Source organism: Bacillus sp. 0102A (assembly GCF_036765155.1).
Taxonomy (GTDB): Bacteria; Bacillota; Bacilli; order Bacillales; family Bacillaceae; genus Bacillus; species Bacillus subtilis_G.
The window spans coordinates 1-18,785 of the sequence record NZ_JBAIZW010000005.1; the positions used below are offsets into that span (position 1 = coordinate 1).

Here is an 18,785-nt window from a genome sequence, read left to right on the forward strand (position 1 = left end):
AAAACAGGGCGTTTTTTACGGCTTCGGCACATATTTAAAAATCTCTTCGCTCTCAAAAAACTCAATCAAACGGCCGAGCCAATGATAATAATCGAGCCATTCCTTTAATTCCTTCAGCAGCTCATTCACTTTTTCTTCCGCTTCAGGGGCAAGCTCTTCATCCAAGACGCTGAGCAGCTCCCGATTGAGTTTTTTATGCATCATTTTGTTTTTGCTGACGACTTTGCTCCAAGTGGCTGTAAACAGCGTGATAAACGTTTGGTAGTAATCCTGCTCCACCTCATATAAATCTTTTCGCACGCCCTTTTCAAATACCTTCTCGGCAATGTTGGCATCAAGCATTTCCCGCACAACCTGGCTCATGCGAGTTTTGCTCATGCCGGTCGCTTCAGACAATTCGGTCAGCGTCATCGGTTTTCGATTCATATAAATAATGCCCAGCACACGTCCGACGGTAGAGGGCATTCCAAATGCATGCATGTTTTCCGCGATTCTTTCTACTACATGGTCTTCAGCTTGTTCAATGATCGTTAACGGATCTTTCTCCAACGGTTTCAATCCTTTCAGCTAACAATTCAGATGTCAATATACCACATTTTTGATACGGCGGAAATGCTGTAACAAGAGAATTTGGCAGGAAATTGGAGCAATAAGGAGATCATCGCAGGTCAATGGGGGTAAATCAGCATTTATACATACTTTATAAACAATATGAACAAATTGTAAACTTTTTATTTTATAAACTTTATTCTATAATGGGAAGCATTCAATTGTCTGAAAAATTAAATATAAACTGAACGAATTGAATAAATTTAATTTTGGAGGTGCGATGTTTGCTGACATTAGAAAATGTCTCGAAAACATACAAGGGCGGCAAAAAAGCCGTGAATAACGTGAATCTTAAGATTGCAAAAGGCGAATTTATCTGTTTTATCGGCCCGAGCGGCTGCGGAAAAACGACAACAATGAAAATGATTAACCGATTAATTGAGCCTTCCGCCGGCAAGATTTTCATTGACGGCGAAAACATCATGGAACAGGACCCTGTCGAGCTTAGGCGTAAGATCGGCTATGTCATTCAGCAGATCGGCCTGTTTCCGCATATGACCATTCAGCAGAACATCTCACTTGTTCCGAAACTGCTGAAATGGCCTGAGCACAAGCGGAAAGATCGGGCGCGTGAGCTTCTAAAATTGGTCGATATGGGACCAGAATATTTGGACCGTTACCCTCATGAATTAAGCGGGGGACAGCAGCAGCGAATTGGTGTATTACGGGCACTTGCCGCGGAGCCGCCGCTTATCTTAATGGATGAACCGTTTGGGGCGCTCGACCCGATTACGAGGGATTCCCTTCAGGAAGAATTTAAAAAACTGCAAAAAACCTTACATAAAACCATCGTATTTGTTACCCACGATATGGATGAAGCGATTAAATTGGCAGACCGGATTGTGATTTTAAAAGCGGGAGAAATTGTTCAAGTTGGAACGCCCGATGACATTTCGAGAAATCCGGCTGACGAATTTGTTGAGGAATTTATCGGCAAGGAGCGGCTGATCCAGTCATCCAGCCCGGATGTTGAACGGGTTGACCAGATTATGAACACGCAGCCTGTAACGATCACTGCGGATAAAACGCTTTCTGAAGCGATTCAGCTGATGAGGCAGGAACGTGTCGATTCGTTGCTTGTCGTTGATCATGAGCACGTTCTCCAAGGCTATGTGGATGTTGAAATTATTGATCAATGCCGGAAAAAAGCCAATCTCGTAGGAGAGGTGTTACATGAAGACCTATACACAGTATTGGGCGGCACATTGCTGCGCGACACGGTCCGCAAAATTTTAAAACGGGGTGTCAAATATGTCCCTGTTGTGGATGAAGACCGGCGCTTAATCGGAATTGTGACGAGAGCGAGTCTGGTCGACATTGTGTATGACTCCCTTTGGGGAGAAGAAAAGCAGCTCGCGGTATTGTCATAGGGAGGCGATAAGTCATGCATCATATTGTTCAATTTTTGCAAACCAACGGGGGAGAGCTCCTTTATAAAACATATGAGCATATCACGATATCGCTCATTGCTGTCATCTTAGGCGTAATCGTTGCCGTACCCCTCGGGGTTGTGCTTACCAGAATGAAGAAGGGGGCCGGCGCGATTATCGGTATTGTCAATATTATTCAGACGCTGCCGAGTCTGGCGATTCTCGCTTTTTTTATTCCGCTCTTAGGTGTCGGAAAAGTTCCGACTATTGTGGCCTTATTTTTCTATTCCGTTCTGCCGATTCTGCGCAACACGTATACTGGCATTCGTGGTGTCAACAAAAATCTGCTCGAGTCTGGTAAAGGCATCGGAATGACGCCGGCTGAACAAGTCCGTTTGGTGGAACTGCCGCTTGCCGCGCCTGTCATCATGGCGGGAATCAGAACATCGACGATTTACTTAATCGGCTGGGCCACGCTTGCTTCCTTTATCGGAGGCGGCGGATTGGGTGATTACATTTTTATCGGCCTGAATTTATATCAGCCGGAATATATCATTGGCGGCGCGGTGCCCGTCACGATATTGGCGATTGTGATAGATTATGTGCTGGCGGTGGCTGAACGAAAACTGACACCTGCCGGCATGCAGAGATTGAAGGAAATTTCATAAGGAGGCGGCTCATGAAAAGGAAATATCTCAAATGGATGATCGGTTTAACGCTCGCAGCCATGATGACGTTGAGCGGCTGTTCGCTTCCGGGCCTCAGCGCCGCTTCAGACCAGACCATTAAGATCGGCGCGCAAAGCATGAGCGAATCAGAAATCATCGCCAGCATGCTTGGCCAGATGATCGAACACTATACTGATCTGAAAACAACAACCATTAAAAATCTCGGTTCCAACGCGGTGCAGCAGCAGGCCTTAATGAACGGGGAAATTGACATCGCGGCCACAAGATATACCGGAGACGCGCTGACAGGCACGCTGAGAATGGAACCGGAAAAAGATCCGGACAAAGCGCTGGCGCTGACACAGCGGGAGTTTAAAAAAAGATACGATTTAAAATGGTATGATTCCTACGGGTTTGATAATACGTATGTCTTTACGGTCAGCCAACAGCTTGCGGATCAATATCACTTAGAAACCGTATCAGACGTTAAAAAATGGGCGCCGCAATTAAAGCTGGGCGTCGATAACTATTGGATGAAGCTGAAGGGGAATGGCTATGAGGATTTTACAAAAACCTACGGCATGGCATTCGGCGGCACGTATCCAATGCAGATCGGGCTTGTGTATGATGCGGTGAAAAACGGGAAAATGGACATTGTGCTTGCATATTCCACGGACGGAAGAATCAAGTCCTATGGGCTCAAAATGCTAAAGGATGATAAACAATTTTTCCCTCCGTACGACTGCTCTCCGGTTGTTCCGGAACATGTCCTGAAAGAACATCCTGAACTGGAAGGCATCATCCAGAAAATGATCGGGAAAATCGGCACAGCCACGATGCAGGAGCTTAACTACGAAGTCGACGGCAATCTAAAAGAACCGTCTGTTGTTGCCAAGGAATATTTAGAAAAGCATCACTACTTCGAATCGTGAAAGGGGGACGAAGCCAATGAACGTGCTTGAACAGTTAATGACGTACTATGCGCAAAACGGCAGCTACGTCATGGAAGAATTCGGCCGACACTTTCTCATGTCGGCTTACGGCGTCTTGTTTGCCGCCGCCGTCGGAGTTCCGGCCGGAATCCTTATTGCGCATTTTCGCCGCTTGTCAGCTTGGGTGTTTGCCGTAACAAATGTTATTCAGACAATCCCGGCGCTTGCCATGCTGGCCGTCTTGATGCTTGTTATGGGGCTCGGCGCAAACACCGTGATTGTATCATTATTTCTGTATTCCCTCCTGCCGATTATCCGAAACACGTACACAGGCATTGTCAGCATTGAACACGCCTACTTAGAATCGGGAAAAGCAATGGGCATGACGAAATTTCAGGTTCTCCGGATGATTGAGCTTCCGCTGGCGCTTTCTGTCATTATGGCAGGCTTGCGCACGGCTCTCGTCATTGCCATCGGGATTACAGCGATCGGCACATTTGTCGGCGCCGGGGGTCTCGGGGATATGATCGTCCGCGGATCAAACGCGACAAACGGAACTGCGATTATTCTCGCCGGCGCAATCCCGACTGCGGTGATGGCGGTAGGAGCCGATTTGATAATGGCCTGGCTGGAGCGGGCATTAAGTCCGGTCAAGAAAAAAAGAACCAGAGCGAAACGCGTTCAAACAGCGGCATAGAATAGAAAAAGAGGCTTGGATGACTCCAGCCTCTTTTTTTTATTTAAATTGTAAACTGATCCATTTTCTCATTAAGCTTCTTCGCCAGCTGCTCAAGCTCTTCGGCATTCTGGAGCACTTGATCCATAGAGTGGGCGGATTGCTCGGTAATCGAAAATGTTTCTTCAATCCCTGCGGCCGACTCTTCAGATACAGAAGCGATATTTTCAATCGATTGGTTGATGGTAATTGATTGGTTTGTTAACTGCTTCAGGCCATCTGTTACTTCTTTAATGCTGTCTGCAACGTGAGTGACGGATTGTTTGATATGCTGCATAGTCTGGCCGGTGTCTGTCAGGTTCTCTGTTCCTCTTTCGACTTCTGTAAAGCTGCTTTCTAAGTATTCAATGACGATGTGGATTTCCTGCTGTGTGCCGCCTACAATCCGGGTAATATCCTGCACGGAATCAGAAACGCCGTCAGCCAGCTTTCTGACCTCTTCTGCCACAACGGCGAAGCCTTTGCCGCTTTCTCCCGCGCGGGCAGCTTCAATGGCGGCGTTAAGGGAAAGCAAATTCGTTTGCACGGCAATGCCGTTGATGACCTGAACGAGCTTGTTGATATCCTGAGAATGCTGCTCCAGCGACTTCACTTTATGAACGGCTTCCTGAACGATATGATGGATGGTTTTCATTTGCTGCAATGACGTATCCATATTTGTGTTTCCGCTTACCGCGAGTTCGAGAACGTTTTGAGACGTATCGCTGATGGTCATGCCATGATTATAGGCTTTATCAATGCTTTCGGTGAATTCATTCATCGACTCGGCAATCGTCACGGCGTCTTGGGCCTGCTGTTCAGAGCCCTCAGCCATTTCGTTCATCGTTTCGGTAATATGTTTGCTGCCGGATCTCGTTTCATTTGTTGCGTTTGCCAGTACTTGTGAAGAAGAAAGAACCCGGCTTGAGATTTCTTTGGAGTATCCGACAATATCTCTCAGATTAACGACCATTTTTTGCAGCGCTTCGTTCAGATCGCCCAGCTCGTCTTTTGAGTTGAGAGGCTCCATGTCATTCGACAGATCTCCCTCGGCAATATGATTGGCAGACTCCTTCATGCGAATGATAGGCTTTACAATGTTTCGAGTGATATAAAGCCAGATGACAATACTGATAATAATCGAAGCTGCCAGAAGCAAAGCAGTGTAAATAAGCCCTTTATGATAGACGTCCTTCGTTTCTTTTACCGCTGTGTTGCTGCCTTCTTTATTAAAGTCAACAAGCTGAGTGAGTGATTTTTTCATATCCTCAAAGCTGGCTTCAGTCTGAACCAATAAACCTCTTGCTTTGTCCATATCATTCGTGCGGCCGCTTTCTATAATTTGCGCATGAATATCAGTATAGGTGTTCACTTCAGTTTGAAGCTGCTCGAACAGCTTTTGCTCTTTATCATTTGAAATCGTTTTTTGGTAGCTGTCAAGCTTTTGTTTGATGTCTTCAAGAATCTGATTCATTTCTTGATCAAGCGTATCCATTTTGCTTTTTTCTGTGTAAATCAGAAAATCCTTTTCTTTAGAAGACAGGTGCTCGGTCAAATAATTAACCGATGTAATTTCTTTGATGCCGTCAATCCATTTTGTGTTGATTTCATCTGTCTTTTGAATGATATGCTGCATATTTAAAGCGCCTATTCCGCCTACAAGTAAGTTGATCAGGATCAGTGTCAAAAATACCAGGCTGAATTTGCGGGAAATCGTCAGTCGCATATAGTGGTCTCCTTTAAAAACGTAATGTGTGGTTGTACTATATATCGGCTGAGAAATCGTTTTTTCACCTGAAAATGAAAAATAAAAAAACGGCCCTTCTCCCGACTTTGAGATCAGAACCGTTTTAGCAGTTAGTCAAGAAAGGAAGGGTCAATCCAATCCGTCGCCCATTTTGAAATCTCACCCAAAATGGGTGCTAACGCCTTTCCTTTATCGGTCAATGAATATTCGATGCGAACCGGAGTTTCCGGGATGACATCCCGCTTCACCACTCCTTCAAGCTCAAGTTCTTTCAGCCGTTCTGACAGAACTCTGCCGCTTAGATTTGGAAGTGCTGCTTCAATTTCGCTAAATCGCTGCGACCCGTTCAAGAGCTGAAATACGATCAAAGCGACCCAGCGTTTACTCAAGATGTCGACTGCTTTTTCAAATCTAGGACACATTTCTGATTGGTTCATACTTTTCACCTCGTCTGTCACTATTATAACGCAAATAACGAGGGAAGGTATGGAAGCGTGATTGATAAAATGCAGAAAGAGAAACAGGGGATTATGAAGAGGAGGCGCGCTTTTTCGCTTCCGAAGCTAAAAAATCAAAGTACTTGCTGAGATTTTCAATATCCTGCTTTGAGAGAAGTTCCCATTTTTCGCTATTGAAAATCGGGAGGTGCTCCGCTCCGCGAGTGACAGCCGTCTGGTAAATGTCATAAACGGACTGATAGCTTTCCGAAGCTTCGCGGATTTCTGCTGGAAAGGCCCGTATATGGCCTGCGGCAGCCATCAGGTTTTCGTAGGGCACTTTCAGTACGGCCGCCAGTTTTTTTATGGTTGCAGGTTTTGGCGTGCCCCGCTTGCCGTTTTCAATTTTTGAAATGGTGGCCGAGCTGATGCCTGAGTACACCGCAAGCTGATTCACTGTCAGTTTGCGGGCGCGGCGCAGCTCCCGTAATTGCTGTCCGAATGATGACATGGTGATCGCCTCGCATTTCTATCAAGAGTTAGTCATCAGCTGACCGTTTTTTGGCTTCGTCTGAAATAAATGAAAAATAATGATCCAGCATGAGCAGGTCTTCTTTATTGAGATACTGCCACTTTTCAGTCTCAAGAAGAGCAAGGTTTTTCAAGTCATAGGCCTCTGCTTTTTCAAGCAGCTTGCACTTCGTTTCATAAGGAGCCCTTGCTTCATGTGCTTCTTCGATGTAACCAGCCTTATACATAAGGCCTTCATAAGGAATTTTTAAGGCCTCCGCCAGTTTTTTGATAGTGGCGGGTTTTGGAACACCCCGTTTGCCGTTTTCGATTCTGGAGATGCCGGCCGCGCTTACGCCTGAATAAGTTGCCAGCTGGTTGACTGTTAATTTTCTCTCTTCACGCAATGCCCGCAATTGTTCGCCAAAGTTTTCCATTTGTCTCACCCCGTCCCTCACTGTTACTCATATTTTAGTATGTTTATTGACTAAAGGGAATAGGTAGGCTGGAAATGTATTGACAAAAGTTAACATAAGCCGTAATGTAAAAGTATAGAAAAAAGTTTTTTCAAGAACGGAAGGTGAGGAAAGTGCCAGTAGAAAAGATACAGATTAGACGTGATTATGTCTTGCAGTATATGGTCAATAACGATTATTCCCTTAACCAGCTTGCGCTGGAAATCGGAGTCTCACCCGCCACACTGAGTCGCGTGCTGAATGGAGAAAGACGGCCGGGACAGCTAGTGATCGGTAAAATGCTTCACTATTTTAATTTGAAATTCGAGGATCTTTTTTACTATGATTTCGTTGACAAAAGTCAATAGGAGATAGAAAACGCAAGGAGACCGAGCGTTTTCTATCCTAAGAATGATGTGTCAGCACAAACCCTGTCACCAGTTCGTTGCATGTTTTCCATTGTTTTGTAGGCAGCTGATGCCCCTGATATTCCAATCTGAAAAATTCGGCATGGCTGCAAGCTTTGCGGTAATAGCCTGAGGCTGGGAAGGTCCAGTCCCGCAGGCCGCCATACATAAACAGCATCGGCATGTGTAAATGAGGCAGCTGTTCAATGCAGTTGTAACGGAGTGAATCCTGATAATATTGATGCCAATGAGCCAGGTCTGCTTTTTTCATATGGCCTGTCAATATGGCTCGAAGCTCTTTGTTTTTTGTGTGGCTTGCGGCGAGGATTCGAATGAGTAAACCGGCGTTTTTCTCGAGCAGATACATCCCGGTCTTGTGAATTTTCTCCCCGATTACGTTATGAACAGCAGGATAAGCGCCGGACAGAACAAGATGCGACACTTTGTCCGGGTGGGTAAAGCCGATGTGCTGCGCGATTAAGCCGCCGGCGGAATACCCGAATAACACAGCCTTATCAATGTCCAGAGCATCCATGAATTGCACAATCTCGTTTGCATAATAAGGGATGGAGGCTGGCTGATCTGCATGATCGCTGTCACCGTGGCCGCTTAAATCGGGAAAAATCACCCTGAAATGCTCGGAGAGAAGGCGCTGATAATAAAAAACCTTGCGTCCCATGCCTGGCGGGTGGATAAAAATGATCGGAATTCCCTGTCCATATTCCTCATAATAAAGATGTTTTCTGCTGGCTATGCTGATAAGGGGCATTATTTTTCTCCTTTTGACTTTTTATATGAATAGGGTAACCAAGATAAAACGCCTTATCCCGTCTTTTGGCGTCTGATACAGCGTGACATGCCAACCCTTTTCATGTAAAATAGAAGTAATGTAGGCCAGTGAGTCTGGAGGTGTATGGGATGCACGCGGTTTTGATTACCTTATTGGTTATCGTCAGCATTGCACTTATTATTGTCGTTTTGCTTCAATCCAGTAAAAGCGCCGGATTGTCTGGTGCGATTTCAGGCGGAGCGGAGCAGCTCTTCGGGAAACAAAAAGCAAGAGGTCTTGATTTGATTTTGCACCGCATCACGGTTGTGCTGGCAGTCTTGTTTTTCGTGTTAACGATTGCGCTTGCTTATATCCTATAGGGCAATGTTTGTATAAGGTCTGATGTGAAGTCAGGCCTTTTTCACGTTTCTGGCTGATATTCAGAGCGTTTTTTTCTGATCAAACTGTGGAAAACTAAAATGATCGTGCAGATAGAAAAGGAGACATGAGCATGAAAGTTGTGACACCAAAACCATTTACATTTAAAGGCGGAGACAAAGCGGTGCTGTTGCTACATGGCTTTACAGGAAATACAGCGGATGTCAGAATGCTGGGGCGTTACTTGAATGAACGGGGCTATACGTGCCACGCGCCTCAATATGAAGGACATGGCGTTCCTCCTGAAGAACTTGTACATACGGGGCCTGAAGACTGGTGGAAAAACGTCATGGACGGCTATGAATACTTAAAATCTGAAGGCTATGAGAGCATTGCTGCCTGCGGACTGTCGCTTGGCGGGGTTTTTTCGCTGAAATTGGGTTACACTGTACCCATAAAGGGAATTGTCCCAATGTGCGCGCCGATGCATATTAAGAGTGAAGAGGTCATGTACCAGGGCGTCCTTTCATATGCTCGCAATTACAAAAAATTCGAGGGGAAAACCTCGGAGCAGATTGAAGAGGAAATGAAGGAATTCGAGAAAACGCCAATGAACACGCTCAAGGCGTTGCAAGATTTAATTGCCGATGTACGGAACAATGTCGATATGATTTATTCACCGACATTCGTGGTGCAGGCCCGTCATGATCACATGATTAATACCGAAAGCGCCAATATCATTTACAACGAAGTGGAGACTGATGATAAACAGCTGAAATGGTATGAGGAATCAGGCCACGTCATCACGTTAGACAAAGAACGGGACCTCGTCCATCAGGATGTGTATGAATTTTTAGAGAAGCTCGATTGGTAATTAACAGGAGGTTGGATAATGGAAAAAGAAGCATTTATGGAAAAGCTTCTCTCGTTTATGAAGGAAGAGGCGTATAAGCCTCTGACCGTTCAGGAACTTGAGGAGATGTTAAATATTACGGAAGCCGAGGAGTTTAAAGAGCTCGTCAAAGCGTTAGTCGCCTTGGAAGAAAAAGGGCATATCGTACGGACGAGAAGCGACCGCTACGGCATTCCTGAGAAGATGAATTTAATAAAAGGAAAGATATCAGCACATGCAAAAGGATTCGCCTTTTTGCTGCCTGAGGATACATCGTTAAGCGATGTGTTTATTCCGCCTAATGAGCTGAATACAGCAATGAACGGCGATATCGTCATGGTTCGGCTGAATTCACAGTCAAACGGCTCCAGGCAGGAAGGAACCGTCATCCGCATTTTAGAAAGAGCGATTCAGCGGGTTGTCGGTACGTATACAGAAACAAGAAACTTCGGCTTTGTCATTCCGGACGACAAAAAAATCACGAGTGACATCTTTATCCCGAAAAATGGGAAAAACGGAGCTGCCGAGGGGCATAAGGTTGTTGTCAAGCTGACAAGCTATCCAGAAGGCCGCATGAACGCAGAGGGCGAGATTGAAACCATTCTCGGCCATAAAAATGATCCGGGCATTGATATTTTATCGGTCATTCATAAGCACGGCCTGCCGGGAGAATTTCCTGCCGACGCCATGGAACAGGCATCAAATACGCCTGACACCATTGACGAAAAAGATCTGAAAGACCGCCGTGATCTCCGTGACCAGGTGATTGTCACTATTGATGGAGCGGACGCGAAGGATTTGGATGATGCGGTTACCGTGACGAAGCTTGATGACGGAAGCTATAAGCTCGGCGTTCACATTGCCGATGTCAGCCATTACGTAACTGAAAACTCGCCGATTGACAAAGAAGCGGTTGAGAGAGGGACGAGTGTGTATTTGGTTGACCGTGTCATCCCGATGATTCCGCACAGACTGTCAAACGGCATCTGTTCCTTAAATCCAAAGGTTGACCGCTTGACCCTTTCTTGTGAAATGACAATAAACAGCCAGGGGCAGGTGACGGAGCACGAGATCTTCCAAAGTGTCATCAAAACAACGGAAAGAATGACGTATTCAGATGTGAATCAAATTCTTGTTGACGATGACGAAGAGCTGAAGCAAAAATATGAGCTCCTCGTTCCGATGTTCAAAGACATGGAGCGTCTCGCAGAAATTCTGCGTGAAAAGCGGATGAACCGCGGCGCTGTTGATTTTGATTTCAAAGAAGCAAAGGTGCTTGTCGATGACGAAGGAGCGGTTAAAGACGTTGTCATCAGAGAACGCTCTGTCGCCGAGAAGCTGATTGAAGAATTTATGCTTGTGGCGAACGAAACGGTAGCGGAGCATTTCCATTGGATGAACGTACCGTTTATATACCGGATTCACGAAGAGCCGAACGCTGAAAAGCTGCAAAAGTTTTTAGAATTTGTGACGACATTTGGCTACGTGGTGAAAGGAACCTCGGGAGATATTCATCCGCGCGCGTTGCAAAGCATTTTGGACGCTGTGCGTGACAAACCTGAAGAAACAGTTGTATCTACTGTCATGCTCCGTTCGATGAAACAGGCGAAATACGACCCGCAAAGCTTAGGGCACTTCGGTCTGTCAACGGAATTCTATACACATTTCACATCGCCGATCCGCCGTTACCCGGACTTAATCGTCCACCGTCTGATCAGAACGTACTTAATCAACGGCAAAGTCGATGAAGCGACACAGGAAAAGTGGGCTGAACGCCTGCCGGATATCGCCGAACATACATCAACGATGGAGCGCCGCGCAGTTGACGCCGAGCGTGAAACGGATGATCTGAAAAAAGCGGAATTCATGATTGATAAAATCGGTGAAGAGTTTGACGGCATGATCAGCTCTGTGACAAACTTCGGGATGTTCGTCGAGCTGCCGAATACAATCGAAGGCCTCGTGCATGTCAGCTTTATGACAGATGACTACTACCGCTTTGACGAACAGCATTTTGCGATGATCGGCGAGCGGACAGGAAACGTCTTCCGCATTGGAGATGAAATCACGGTCAAGGTGGTCGATGTCAATAAAGACGAGCGCAATATTGATTTTGAAATCGTCGGCATGAAAGGCTCTCCGCGTCGTCCAAGGGAACTGGACAGCAGCCAGAGCAGAAAACGCGGAAAGCCTGCCAGAAAACGCGTCCAAAGCACCAATTCGCCCGTTTCTCCAGCTCCATCTGAGGAAAAAGGGGAATGGTTCACGAAGCCGAAGCCGAAAAAGAAAAAACGCGGCTTTCAAAACGCGCCGAAACAGAAACGGAAAAAGAAAAAATAACAGCTCAACCAGCAAATAGGGCCGCAGTGCTCTATTTGCTTTCTTTCGGAAACAGCTTTTCATTGTAGCGGTACGTGACATTTGATAAAATAGAGCGTATCGCAAAAGGTGGACAGTTTTTCCTTAGAGAGAGGAGGAGGTTCTGGCATGCCAAAAGGGTCAGGAAAAGTATTATCTCAAAATAAGAAAGCCAATCACGATTATTTTATAGAAGAAACCTATGAAACAGGTATCGCGTTGCAAGGAACCGAAATCAAATCGATTCGCGCCGGCCGCGTAAACCTTAAGGATTCCTTCGCCAAAATCGAGCGAGGAGAAGTGTTTCTCCACAATATGCACGTCAGCCCGTATGAGCAGGGAAACCGTTTTAACCACGATCCGCTTCGGACGAGAAAGCTGTTAATGCACCGCAAGGAGATTAATAAGCTGATCGGGCTTACAAAGGAAAAAGGCTATTCTCTCGTTCCGCTGAAGCTGTATTTAAAAAACGGCTTTGCCAAAGTGCTTCTCGGCCTTGGAAAAGGGAAGAAGAACTATGACAAACGGGAAGACCTGAAGCGGAAGGACGCGAAGCGGGAAATCGAAAGAGCGTTCAGAGACAGTCAAAAAGGCTTCTAAAGGCATCGTGCTTGATTCAAAAATCAGGCCTGTGCTATACTGTGTACACGATCAGATCACAACGCTATTCATTTGAAGGATTTGACAATTGAAAAGAGCCGTGATCATGTTATAATAAGACTGTAGCCAGTTTGAGTGAGAGCTTGATTATTTTCTCCCGTATTTCCCTTATACCAAGGGGACGTTACGGATTCGACAGGGATGGATCGAGCTTGAGCTGCGAGCCGAGAGGCGATCTCGTAAACACGCACCTAAATATAACTGGCAAAACTAACAGTTTTAACCAAAACGTAGCATTAGCTGCCTAATAAGCGCAGCGAGCTCTTCCTGACATTGCCTATGTGTCAGTGAAGAGCACATCCAAGTAGGCTACGCTTGCGTTCCTGTCTGAGAACGTAAGAAGAGATGAACAGACTAGCTCTCGGAAGGCCCGCCCGCAGGCAAGAAGATGAGTGAAACCATAAATATGCAGGCTACGCTCGTAGACGCTTAAGTAATCGATGTTTCTGGACGTGGGTTCGACTCCCACCGTCTCCATACATATTAAAAATAAAGCAGAACCTCTTAAGGGGTTCTGCTTTATTTTTTCTCCAGATCATAGGTACCAAAAAGTACGCACTTCTATTTCAATCCCAGCTGTTTCATACTGATTGCAGAGCAGATGTTTCACCAAACGCATTTCTATCAATCAATAAAAGGAATCAAAAACGGAGGGATGGACAAATGTAGTTGAATTTACAAGGAAAAAGCGCACTGGTGACCGGTTCGGCATCGGGGATTGGGAAAGCCATTGCCTCTTCGTTAGCCGAAGAGGGCGCGGCAGTGATCAGTACGGTCATGCCTTAACAGAGGGAAGGGAAACCATGCTGAATTCGCTTTATCCCGTTGAAAATCTGACTGTTCAAGAAGCTGAGGCACATTTTATGAAAGAAAACCGGCCGACACCCAACGTTCAAATACTGATCCGTCCGGAAGAAATCGCCCACTTCGTTACATTTTTAAGCAGCTCACTTTCCTCCGCGATCAATGGCGCGACGCTTCTGGCTGACGGCGATTTGGTCCGCAGTGTTCTTTTAAACCTTTCCCAATGGGAGAGGTTTTTTTATAAAACCTTTGTTTTCAGAAAAGTAAAACGATATAATATGTAATATATTGCATATTAATTGTCTGGAGGGTGTGCGTTGGCGACTCAAAAACAACGGATGTACGGTTTTTTTATGGTCATTGTCGGAGCTGCCTTTTGGGGATTGTCGGGAACGGCTGCCCAGCATTTGTTTGAAACAAGTGATGTGTCGGTGGAGTGGCTTGTCACCGTACGTTTGCTTTTATCAGGTCTGCTTCTGCTGATCATCATATCGGCCGGTAACAACAGACGTGCGGTGTGGGCGATATGGAAGGATCCAAAATCGGCTATCCAGCTGATTGTTTTCGGGATTGCAGGCATGCTGGGCGTTCAGTATACATTTTTAGCTTCGATCGGAACCGGAAATGCTGCTGTGGCTACGCTGCTACAGTATTTGGCGCCCGTTTTGATTATGATGTTTTTGCTTGTGACACGGAAGAATTCCTTTCAGTTAGCGGATATTTGCGCGCTTGTGCTGGCTTTGGGAGGCACTTTTTTACTGCTGACCAATGGTAGCGTCAATCATTTAACCGTTTCGTCCTTGTCTATTATATGGGGGCTGCTTTCTGCCGCGGCTTTGGCCTTTTATACGCTGTACTCCAGCTCTCTTTTGAAAAACTGGGGATCTGCTCTCGTGATTGGCTGGGGAATGCTGATCGGAGGCATTGGCATGAGCTTTATCCATCCCCCATGGGACGTTAATGTACAGGGATGGACGATGTCTGCGAGCGTTTTAGTCGGTTTTATTGTTATATTCGGAACGCTGTTGGGTTTTTATATGTATTTGACCAGTTTGAAATATTTATTTCCGCAAGAAGCGAGCATACTTGGGTGCACTGAGCCGGTTGCCGCAGTGGCATCTTCTATTCTGTGGCTCGGTGTGTCCTTCGGATTATACCAAGCGGCAGGGGCGGCGTGTATTTTGGTGATGATTTTTGTTTTATCGCAAAAAAAGAGTGCCGGCAAAACAGCGGCGTTAAAAAAACAAACCAATATTCAGAGGTGATGCTTTTATGCCAATTCCGTCAAATATCTCGAAGCCTGTCAGACAAACTGCTAAAACGATTGCATTGGAACAAATTCAAAAATGGATCGTAGAAGGCATTCTTGCTCCCGGAGAAAAAATCAACGACGACGAGTTAGCGAAAGCGCTTGGCGTCAGCAGAACGCCAGTCAGAGAAGCTCTGCAATTATTGGCGGTACAAGGTTTTGTTGAAATGTCACCGGGAAGAGAAACAAGAATCTCACAAATTGAAAAAAACGATGTTTTCAAGGTGTATCCGCCAATGGCGGCTCTGCAATCCACCGCTGCCGAACTGGCTATCGAAAACATTCAGTCATCGCACTTGGAGGAGATGGCTGCGATCAATCAGCAAATGAAGATGGCGATTGACCGAAATGAAATCTATGAAGCGCTTGGGCTTGATAAAGCGTTTCATGATGTCATGATTGATGCGGCCAATAATGAATATATCCGCAATTTCACATCTGTTCTTCATATGCATATTCTTCGACTCGAATATCTTTTTTTCAAATCGCCGCAAAATTCGATTGAAGAACATGAACAAATGATTCAGGCGTGTAAAGAGAAGAATCGGAAAAAAGCGGCCGAGCTGACATACAGCAACTGGATCAAGCCGATTCAGGATATTGCGGATAAATTGAGGTAAAGCAGGCAGAGACGGTACGGTCTCTGCTTTTTTCCGTTTTTGGGGCATACTATAGCAGATAAACGAGAAGCGTTCCGTACATTCATAGAAAAAGATTTTGTCAATGAACAAAACTGCTGGGAACAATCAAAGAACCATGCCAAGCATCGTGAAGGATGCTTTTCGCATTCATGACATCCATTTCCTTTGAAAAAGGCAATCGGATCAGGCATTTCTTCGGGGTTTCCTGTGCTGATCGGGGCATTGGCGGATCACACGGATTATGGTTTAACTGCAAGCATCGGGGGTTTTGTTATTAAGTTATATGAGGACGTTTTAAACAGGCTGAGAAATCCGCTTTGATGAAAAGGATGCCGGCGGACAACAAGTGCCGCATGTTCTTATTACCCGCAGATCAGCAAAGAGCTCTCCGCCTGTATTTCAGCTTGCGGACAGATTTTGAAAAGTAAGCTGTTTAAAGGGTTAAACAATCTTTAATTAAAGATGTTTTACTTGAAAGTAATTTTCACTATCTCTATAATAAAGACTAAGAGAGACAGAATAATCATAATGCATCTGTATGATAATAATTGATGTGTAATTTTAAAAAACGAAAGGGCTGGTAAATATGGCAAAAGTATTATATATCACTGCTCACCCGCATGATGAAGCAACTTCTTACAGTATGGCAACAGGTAAAGCGTTCATCGAATCTTACAAAGAAGCGAACCCAAATGATGAAGTTGTACATATCGATTTGTACAAAGAAAATATCCCGCACATTGACGCGGATGTATTCAGCGGCTGGGGAAAGCTTCAGTCAGGCACAGGCTTTGAAGAGCTTTCTGAAAGTGAAAAAGCGAAAGTCGGCCGTCTGGGAGAGCTTAGCGATCAATTTGCATCTGCTGATAAGTACGTATTCGTGACTCCTTTATGGAACTTCTCATTCCCGCCAGTGATGAAAGCGTATCTTGATTCTGTGGCGGTTGCAGGAAAATCATTCAAATACACTGAACAAGGACCTATTGGCTTGTTAACTGATAAAAAAGCGATTCATATTCAAGCGCGCGGCGGCTACTATTCAGAAGGCCCTGCGGCTGAAATGGAAATGGGCCACCGTTACATCGGCATCATGATGAATTTCTTCGGCGTTCCATCCTTCGATGGCATTTTTGTCGAGGGACATAATGCCGAGCCTGATAAAGCACAGCAAATTAAAGAAGATGCGATCGCGCGTGCGAAAGAAGCAGGAAAAACATTCTAATGAAAAAGCCTCCCCTGATAAAAGGGGGAGGCTTTTGTTTATTGCTCCAGCATAATGGTCCGTTTTTCATCGCTGCTTTTCATCGCGGCTTCAATGATGCGGATGACATCAATACCTTCTTCAGCAGTGACAGGCAGCGCGGCGCCTTCCCGTATGCTTTCCGCTATTTTGCGGTAATAGGTAAGGTAAGAGCCATTTACCGATGGAATGGTTTCTGTTTTTTTGTTCTCGCCATGAATGGTTGTCAGCTGTCCGTAAAAAGCGGGGTCATCCGCACCCCAGCTGTCATCCTCCGGTTTGCTTCCCGCTCTGAGTGCGTCTTCCTGTGCATCGATTCCGTATTTGATAAAGCTGGAATGCTGTCCATGGATTTGATAACGGGGGCCGTTTGCCGGAACGATCGATCCTCCGTAAAGAATGGCTTGGAGCTTGCCGTAATCCATTATCAAATGAAAATAGTCAACGGCTCTGGCGTTTTCACGCTGGGTCATCACGTTTGCCGTAACAGCTTTCGGCATTCCGAACAAATGGAGGGTTTGGTCTATGATGTGAGAGCCGAGATCATACAGCGTACCAGTGGCAGCGCCTTCTTTTTCCCGCCACCGTGCTTGAACCTCAGGACTGTAGCGGTCATAGGAGACTTGATATGTATTGATATCTTCAAGGGATCCATCAGCGATCAGCTTTTTAATCGTTAAAAAGTCGTTATCCCAGCGCCGGTTATGATAGACACTTAACAATACGCCTTTTTCAACGGCAGCCTGCTTTAATTTTTCCCCTTCTTCAGCTGTCGCTGTCATCGGTTTTTCCATTACAACGTGTTTTCCGGCCTGAATGCATGCCATGGCATGCTCGTAATGAAGGCCGCTCGGGGTGGTGACAATGACAAGTTCAATGGCCGGGTCATTTGTCATTTCCTCAAGCTCATGTACAACTTCTGCATCCGGAAAATCCCGTTTCACTTCTTCTGTCCGCGATGTCATGACTTTACTGATGTGATACTCATCCAGAACAGCAAGAAGCGGCGCGTGAAAAACCGAACCAGACAGCCCGTACCCTAATACCCCAACCTTTATCGTATCCACTTTTCTTCTCTCCTTTAAAAGCGTTTTCATAAAAGGTATATACCCTCCTGATCAAATGGTAAAACCTAACTGATCATTTTTTTGCCGCGTCAAGCTTAGACAACAGTTTGGACAATCAGTATAATGGGAATTAATATAAGAAACAGGGGTGTGCACATGGAGCATAACGAACATAAAACATTAAACCATAAAAGCTCAAAAGAAAAGGATCAAATCACAAACCGGCTGAAGCGGATAGAAGGCCAAGTGAGAGGTATTCAAAACATGGTGGAAAACGATAGGTATTGTGTAGATATTCTTGTGCAGATATCTGCTGTTCAAGCGGCAATGCAAAAGGTGGCTCTCCACTTGCTTGAGGACCACACCCATCATTGTGTAGCGGATGCCATCAAAAGCGGAGACGGGGACCAAGCCATTTCTGAGCTATTGGACGTATTTAAAAAGTTCACAAAATCATAAAGTCTTTTTATATTGTAATACCCTACGGGGGTATGGTAGCATGAAAACAGAAAGAACAAACAGGAGGAATTCATATGGACCAAAAAACATTGCAAGTTGAAGGAATGTCATGTCAGCACTGCGTGAAAGCAGTAGAAACGAGCGTGGGAGAACTGGATGGGGTCAGTGCTGTGCATGTCAATCTGGAAGCGGGAAAAGTCGATATTTCGTTTGATGCTGACAAAGTATCAGTCAAAGACATTGCGGATGCGATAGAAGATCAGGGCTATGATGTAGCCGATTGATTTAAGGTATCGCGCCTTTATGAAGGCGCGGTATTTCTTTCATTTTTATATACCCCCCTGGTGTATATAAAGGA

The 18,785-nt window shown here is 45.5% G+C and carries 22 protein-coding genes, 1 other RNA gene and 2 pseudogenes; 18 read left to right on the forward strand and 7 right to left on the reverse strand.

Features of this window, described 5'->3' with window-relative positions; genetic code table 11:
- Window positions 1-15: 15 nt before the first annotated feature.
- Window positions 16-549 carry a GbsR/MarR family transcriptional regulator gene (locus V6D41_RS12385; RefSeq protein WP_333518391.1) on the reverse strand — a complete coding sequence of 178 codons (534 nt, stop codon included), beginning with the start codon at window positions 547-549 and terminating at the stop codon, window positions 16-18.
- Window positions 550-833: 284 nt separating this feature from the next.
- On the opposite strand from V6D41_RS12385, the gene opuBA reads away from it, so the two are divergent.
- Genes opuBA through opuBD form a run of 4 tightly spaced genes read left to right on the forward strand, consistent with a single transcriptional unit; the run spans window position 834 to window position 4,276 of the window.
- Window positions 834-1,979 carry a choline ABC transporter ATP-binding protein OpuBA gene (gene opuBA, locus V6D41_RS12390; RefSeq protein ID WP_333518392.1) on the forward strand — a complete coding sequence of 382 codons (1,146 nt, stop codon included), beginning with the start codon at window positions 834-836 and terminating at the stop codon, window positions 1,977-1,979.
- A 14-nt stretch (window positions 1,980-1,993) separates the two neighbouring features.
- Window positions 1,994-2,647 (forward strand): choline ABC transporter permease OpuBB, encoded by a 654-nt coding sequence (gene opuBB / locus V6D41_RS12395; RefSeq protein WP_333518393.1) that lies wholly within the window; start codon window positions 1,994-1,996, stop codon window positions 2,645-2,647.
- An 11-nt stretch (window positions 2,648-2,658) separates the two neighbouring features.
- Window positions 2,659-3,579, forward strand: a complete 921-nt coding sequence (gene opuBC, locus V6D41_RS12400) for a choline ABC transporter substrate-binding lipoprotein OpuBC (protein WP_333518394.1) — start codon at window positions 2,659-2,661, stop codon at window positions 3,577-3,579.
- A gap of 16 nt (window positions 3,580-3,595) precedes the next feature.
- Window positions 3,596-4,276: a choline ABC transporter permease OpuBD gene (gene opuBD / locus V6D41_RS12405; RefSeq protein ID WP_333518395.1), complete on the forward strand. Its 681-nt coding sequence runs from the start codon at window positions 3,596-3,598 to the stop codon at window positions 4,274-4,276.
- A 43-nt stretch (window positions 4,277-4,319) separates the two neighbouring features.
- Here the strand turns inward: opuBD and V6D41_RS12410 are convergent, their stop codons facing one another.
- From V6D41_RS12410 to rghR, 4 genes are all read right to left on the reverse strand, one after another.
- Window positions 4,320-6,020 carry a methyl-accepting chemotaxis protein gene (locus V6D41_RS12410; RefSeq protein WP_333518396.1) on the reverse strand — a complete coding sequence of 567 codons (1,701 nt, stop codon included), beginning with the start codon at window positions 6,018-6,020 and terminating at the stop codon, window positions 4,320-4,322.
- 131 nt (window positions 6,021-6,151) lie between these two features.
- Window positions 6,152-6,478 carry a catDE operon transcriptional regulator CatR gene (catR, locus tag V6D41_RS12415; RefSeq protein ID WP_003220037.1) on the reverse strand — a complete coding sequence of 109 codons (327 nt, stop codon included), beginning with the start codon at window positions 6,476-6,478 and terminating at the stop codon, window positions 6,152-6,154.
- 91 nt (window positions 6,479-6,569) lie between these two features.
- A complete protein-coding gene (locus V6D41_RS12420; protein WP_333518397.1) occupies window positions 6,570-6,989 on the reverse strand; it encodes a helix-turn-helix domain-containing protein in 420 nt (139 codons plus the stop codon).
- Window positions 6,990-7,017: 28 nt separating this feature from the next.
- Complete coding sequence (rghR, locus tag V6D41_RS12425; protein WP_087991152.1) at window positions 7,018-7,425, reverse strand: transcriptional repressor RghR; 408 nt, start codon at window positions 7,423-7,425, stop codon at window positions 7,018-7,020.
- Window positions 7,426-7,577: 152 nt separating this feature from the next.
- Between rghR and V6D41_RS12430 the strand changes: the two genes are divergently transcribed.
- Window positions 7,578-7,811: a helix-turn-helix domain-containing protein gene (locus V6D41_RS12430; RefSeq protein ID WP_009968172.1), complete on the forward strand. Its 234-nt coding sequence runs from the start codon at window positions 7,578-7,580 to the stop codon at window positions 7,809-7,811.
- Between the two features lie 37 nt (window positions 7,812-7,848).
- Here V6D41_RS12430 and V6D41_RS12435 read toward each other — a convergent pair whose 3' ends face one another.
- Window positions 7,849-8,619 (reverse strand): alpha/beta fold hydrolase, encoded by a 771-nt coding sequence (locus V6D41_RS12435; protein WP_333518398.1) that lies wholly within the window; start codon window positions 8,617-8,619, stop codon window positions 7,849-7,851.
- A gap of 149 nt (window positions 8,620-8,768) precedes the next feature.
- On the opposite strand from V6D41_RS12435, the gene secG reads away from it, so the two are divergent.
- The 11 genes and pseudogenes from secG (at window position 8,769) to azoRB (ending at window position 16,883) form a co-directional block, all read left to right on the forward strand.
- On the forward strand, window positions 8,769-8,999 hold the full coding sequence (gene secG, locus V6D41_RS12440) for a preprotein translocase subunit SecG (protein ID WP_003220028.1): 231 nt from the start codon (window positions 8,769-8,771) through the stop codon (window positions 8,997-8,999).
- 131 nt (window positions 9,000-9,130) lie between these two features.
- Complete coding sequence (locus V6D41_RS12445; RefSeq protein ID WP_333518399.1) at window positions 9,131-9,871, forward strand: alpha/beta hydrolase; 741 nt, start codon at window positions 9,131-9,133, stop codon at window positions 9,869-9,871.
- Window positions 9,872-9,889: 18 nt separating this feature from the next.
- Window positions 9,890-12,229 carry a ribonuclease R gene (gene rnr / locus V6D41_RS12450; RefSeq protein WP_333518400.1) on the forward strand — a complete coding sequence of 780 codons (2,340 nt, stop codon included), beginning with the start codon at window positions 9,890-9,892 and terminating at the stop codon, window positions 12,227-12,229.
- A gap of 147 nt (window positions 12,230-12,376) precedes the next feature.
- The gene (gene smpB / locus V6D41_RS12455) at window positions 12,377-12,847 is read left to right on the forward strand and encodes an SsrA-binding protein (protein WP_333518401.1); all 471 of its coding nucleotides are present in this window, start codon (window positions 12,377-12,379) and stop codon (window positions 12,845-12,847) included.
- A gap of 177 nt (window positions 12,848-13,024) precedes the next feature.
- Window positions 13,025-13,387, forward strand: a transfer-messenger RNA (tmRNA) gene (gene ssrA, locus V6D41_RS12460).
- 216 nt (window positions 13,388-13,603) lie between these two features.
- A complete protein-coding gene (locus tag V6D41_RS21540; RefSeq protein WP_442893065.1) occupies window positions 13,604-13,693 on the forward strand; it encodes a hypothetical protein in 90 nt (29 codons plus the stop codon).
- Window positions 13,681-13,917, forward strand: a pseudogene (locus V6D41_RS12465) (SDR family NAD(P)-dependent oxidoreductase); the annotation flags it as partial. The gene V6D41_RS21540 and the pseudogene V6D41_RS12465, both read left to right, overlap by 13 nt.
- Window positions 13,918-14,028: 111 nt before the next feature.
- Window positions 14,029-14,976 carry an EamA family transporter gene (locus V6D41_RS12470; RefSeq protein WP_333518402.1) on the forward strand — a complete coding sequence of 316 codons (948 nt, stop codon included), beginning with the start codon at window positions 14,029-14,031 and terminating at the stop codon, window positions 14,974-14,976.
- Between the two features lie 7 nt (window positions 14,977-14,983).
- On the forward strand, window positions 14,984-15,640 hold the full coding sequence (locus V6D41_RS12475) for a GntR family transcriptional regulator (RefSeq protein ID WP_333518403.1): 657 nt from the start codon (window positions 14,984-14,986) through the stop codon (window positions 15,638-15,640).
- 103 nt (window positions 15,641-15,743) lie between these two features.
- Window positions 15,744-15,934: pseudogene (locus V6D41_RS12480) on the forward strand (FUSC family protein); the annotation flags it as partial.
- A gap of 313 nt (window positions 15,935-16,247) precedes the next feature.
- A complete protein-coding gene (gene azoRB / locus V6D41_RS12485; protein WP_003235159.1) occupies window positions 16,248-16,883 on the forward strand; it encodes an FMN-dependent NADH-azoreductase AzoRB in 636 nt (211 codons plus the stop codon).
- A gap of 38 nt (window positions 16,884-16,921) precedes the next feature.
- Here the strand turns inward: azoRB and V6D41_RS12490 are convergent, their stop codons facing one another.
- A complete protein-coding gene (locus tag V6D41_RS12490; RefSeq protein WP_333518404.1) occupies window positions 16,922-17,998 on the reverse strand; it encodes an oxidoreductase in 1,077 nt (358 codons plus the stop codon).
- A 126-nt stretch (window positions 17,999-18,124) separates the two neighbouring features.
- On the opposite strand from V6D41_RS12490, the gene csoR reads away from it, so the two are divergent.
- Complete coding sequence (csoR, locus tag V6D41_RS12495; RefSeq protein WP_087991139.1) at window positions 18,125-18,427, forward strand: copper-sensing transcriptional repressor CsoR; 303 nt, start codon at window positions 18,125-18,127, stop codon at window positions 18,425-18,427.
- A 74-nt stretch (window positions 18,428-18,501) separates the two neighbouring features.
- A complete protein-coding gene (gene copZ / locus V6D41_RS12500) occupies window positions 18,502-18,711 on the forward strand; it encodes a copper chaperone CopZ (protein WP_087991138.1) in 210 nt (69 codons plus the stop codon).
- Window positions 18,712-18,785: the final 74 nt, after the last annotated feature.

Coding starts and splice junctions, on each gene's coding strand:
- V6D41_RS12420 (WP_333518397.1), bottom strand. CDS start 6,989: ATGTCATCATTCGGACAGCAATTACGGGAGCTGCGCCGCGCCCGCAAA.
- copZ (WP_087991138.1), top strand. CDS start 18,502: ATGGACCAAAAAACATTGCAAGTTGAAGGAATGTCATGTCAGCACTGC.
- catR (WP_003220037.1), bottom strand. CDS start 6,478: ATGAACCAATCAGAAATGTGTCCTAGATTTGAAAAAGCAGTCGACATC.
- opuBD (WP_333518395.1), top strand. CDS start 3,596: ATGAACGTGCTTGAACAGTTAATGACGTACTATGCGCAAAACGGCAGC.
- V6D41_RS12410 (WP_333518396.1), bottom strand. CDS start 6,020: ATGCGACTGACGATTTCCCGCAAATTCAGCCTGGTATTTTTGACACTG.
- azoRB (WP_003235159.1), top strand. CDS start 16,248: ATGGCAAAAGTATTATATATCACTGCTCACCCGCATGATGAAGCAACT.
- smpB (WP_333518401.1), top strand. CDS start 12,377: ATGCCAAAAGGGTCAGGAAAAGTATTATCTCAAAATAAGAAAGCCAAT.
- rghR (WP_087991152.1), bottom strand. CDS start 7,425: ATGGAAAACTTTGGCGAACAATTGCGGGCATTGCGTGAAGAGAGAAAA.
- V6D41_RS12445 (WP_333518399.1), top strand. CDS start 9,131: ATGAAAGTTGTGACACCAAAACCATTTACATTTAAAGGCGGAGACAAA.
- rnr (WP_333518400.1), top strand. CDS start 9,890: ATGGAAAAAGAAGCATTTATGGAAAAGCTTCTCTCGTTTATGAAGGAA.
- V6D41_RS12475 (WP_333518403.1), top strand. CDS start 14,984: ATGCCAATTCCGTCAAATATCTCGAAGCCTGTCAGACAAACTGCTAAA.
- V6D41_RS12435 (WP_333518398.1), bottom strand. CDS start 8,619: ATGCCCCTTATCAGCATAGCCAGCAGAAAACATCTTTATTATGAGGAA.
- csoR (WP_087991139.1), top strand. CDS start 18,125: ATGGAGCATAACGAACATAAAACATTAAACCATAAAAGCTCAAAAGAA.
- secG (WP_003220028.1), top strand. CDS start 8,769: ATGCACGCGGTTTTGATTACCTTATTGGTTATCGTCAGCATTGCACTT.
- V6D41_RS12490 (WP_333518404.1), bottom strand. CDS start 17,998: ATGAAAACGCTTTTAAAGGAGAGAAGAAAAGTGGATACGATAAAGGTT.
- opuBB (WP_333518393.1), top strand. CDS start 1,994: ATGCATCATATTGTTCAATTTTTGCAAACCAACGGGGGAGAGCTCCTT.
- opuBC (WP_333518394.1), top strand. CDS start 2,659: ATGAAAAGGAAATATCTCAAATGGATGATCGGTTTAACGCTCGCAGCC.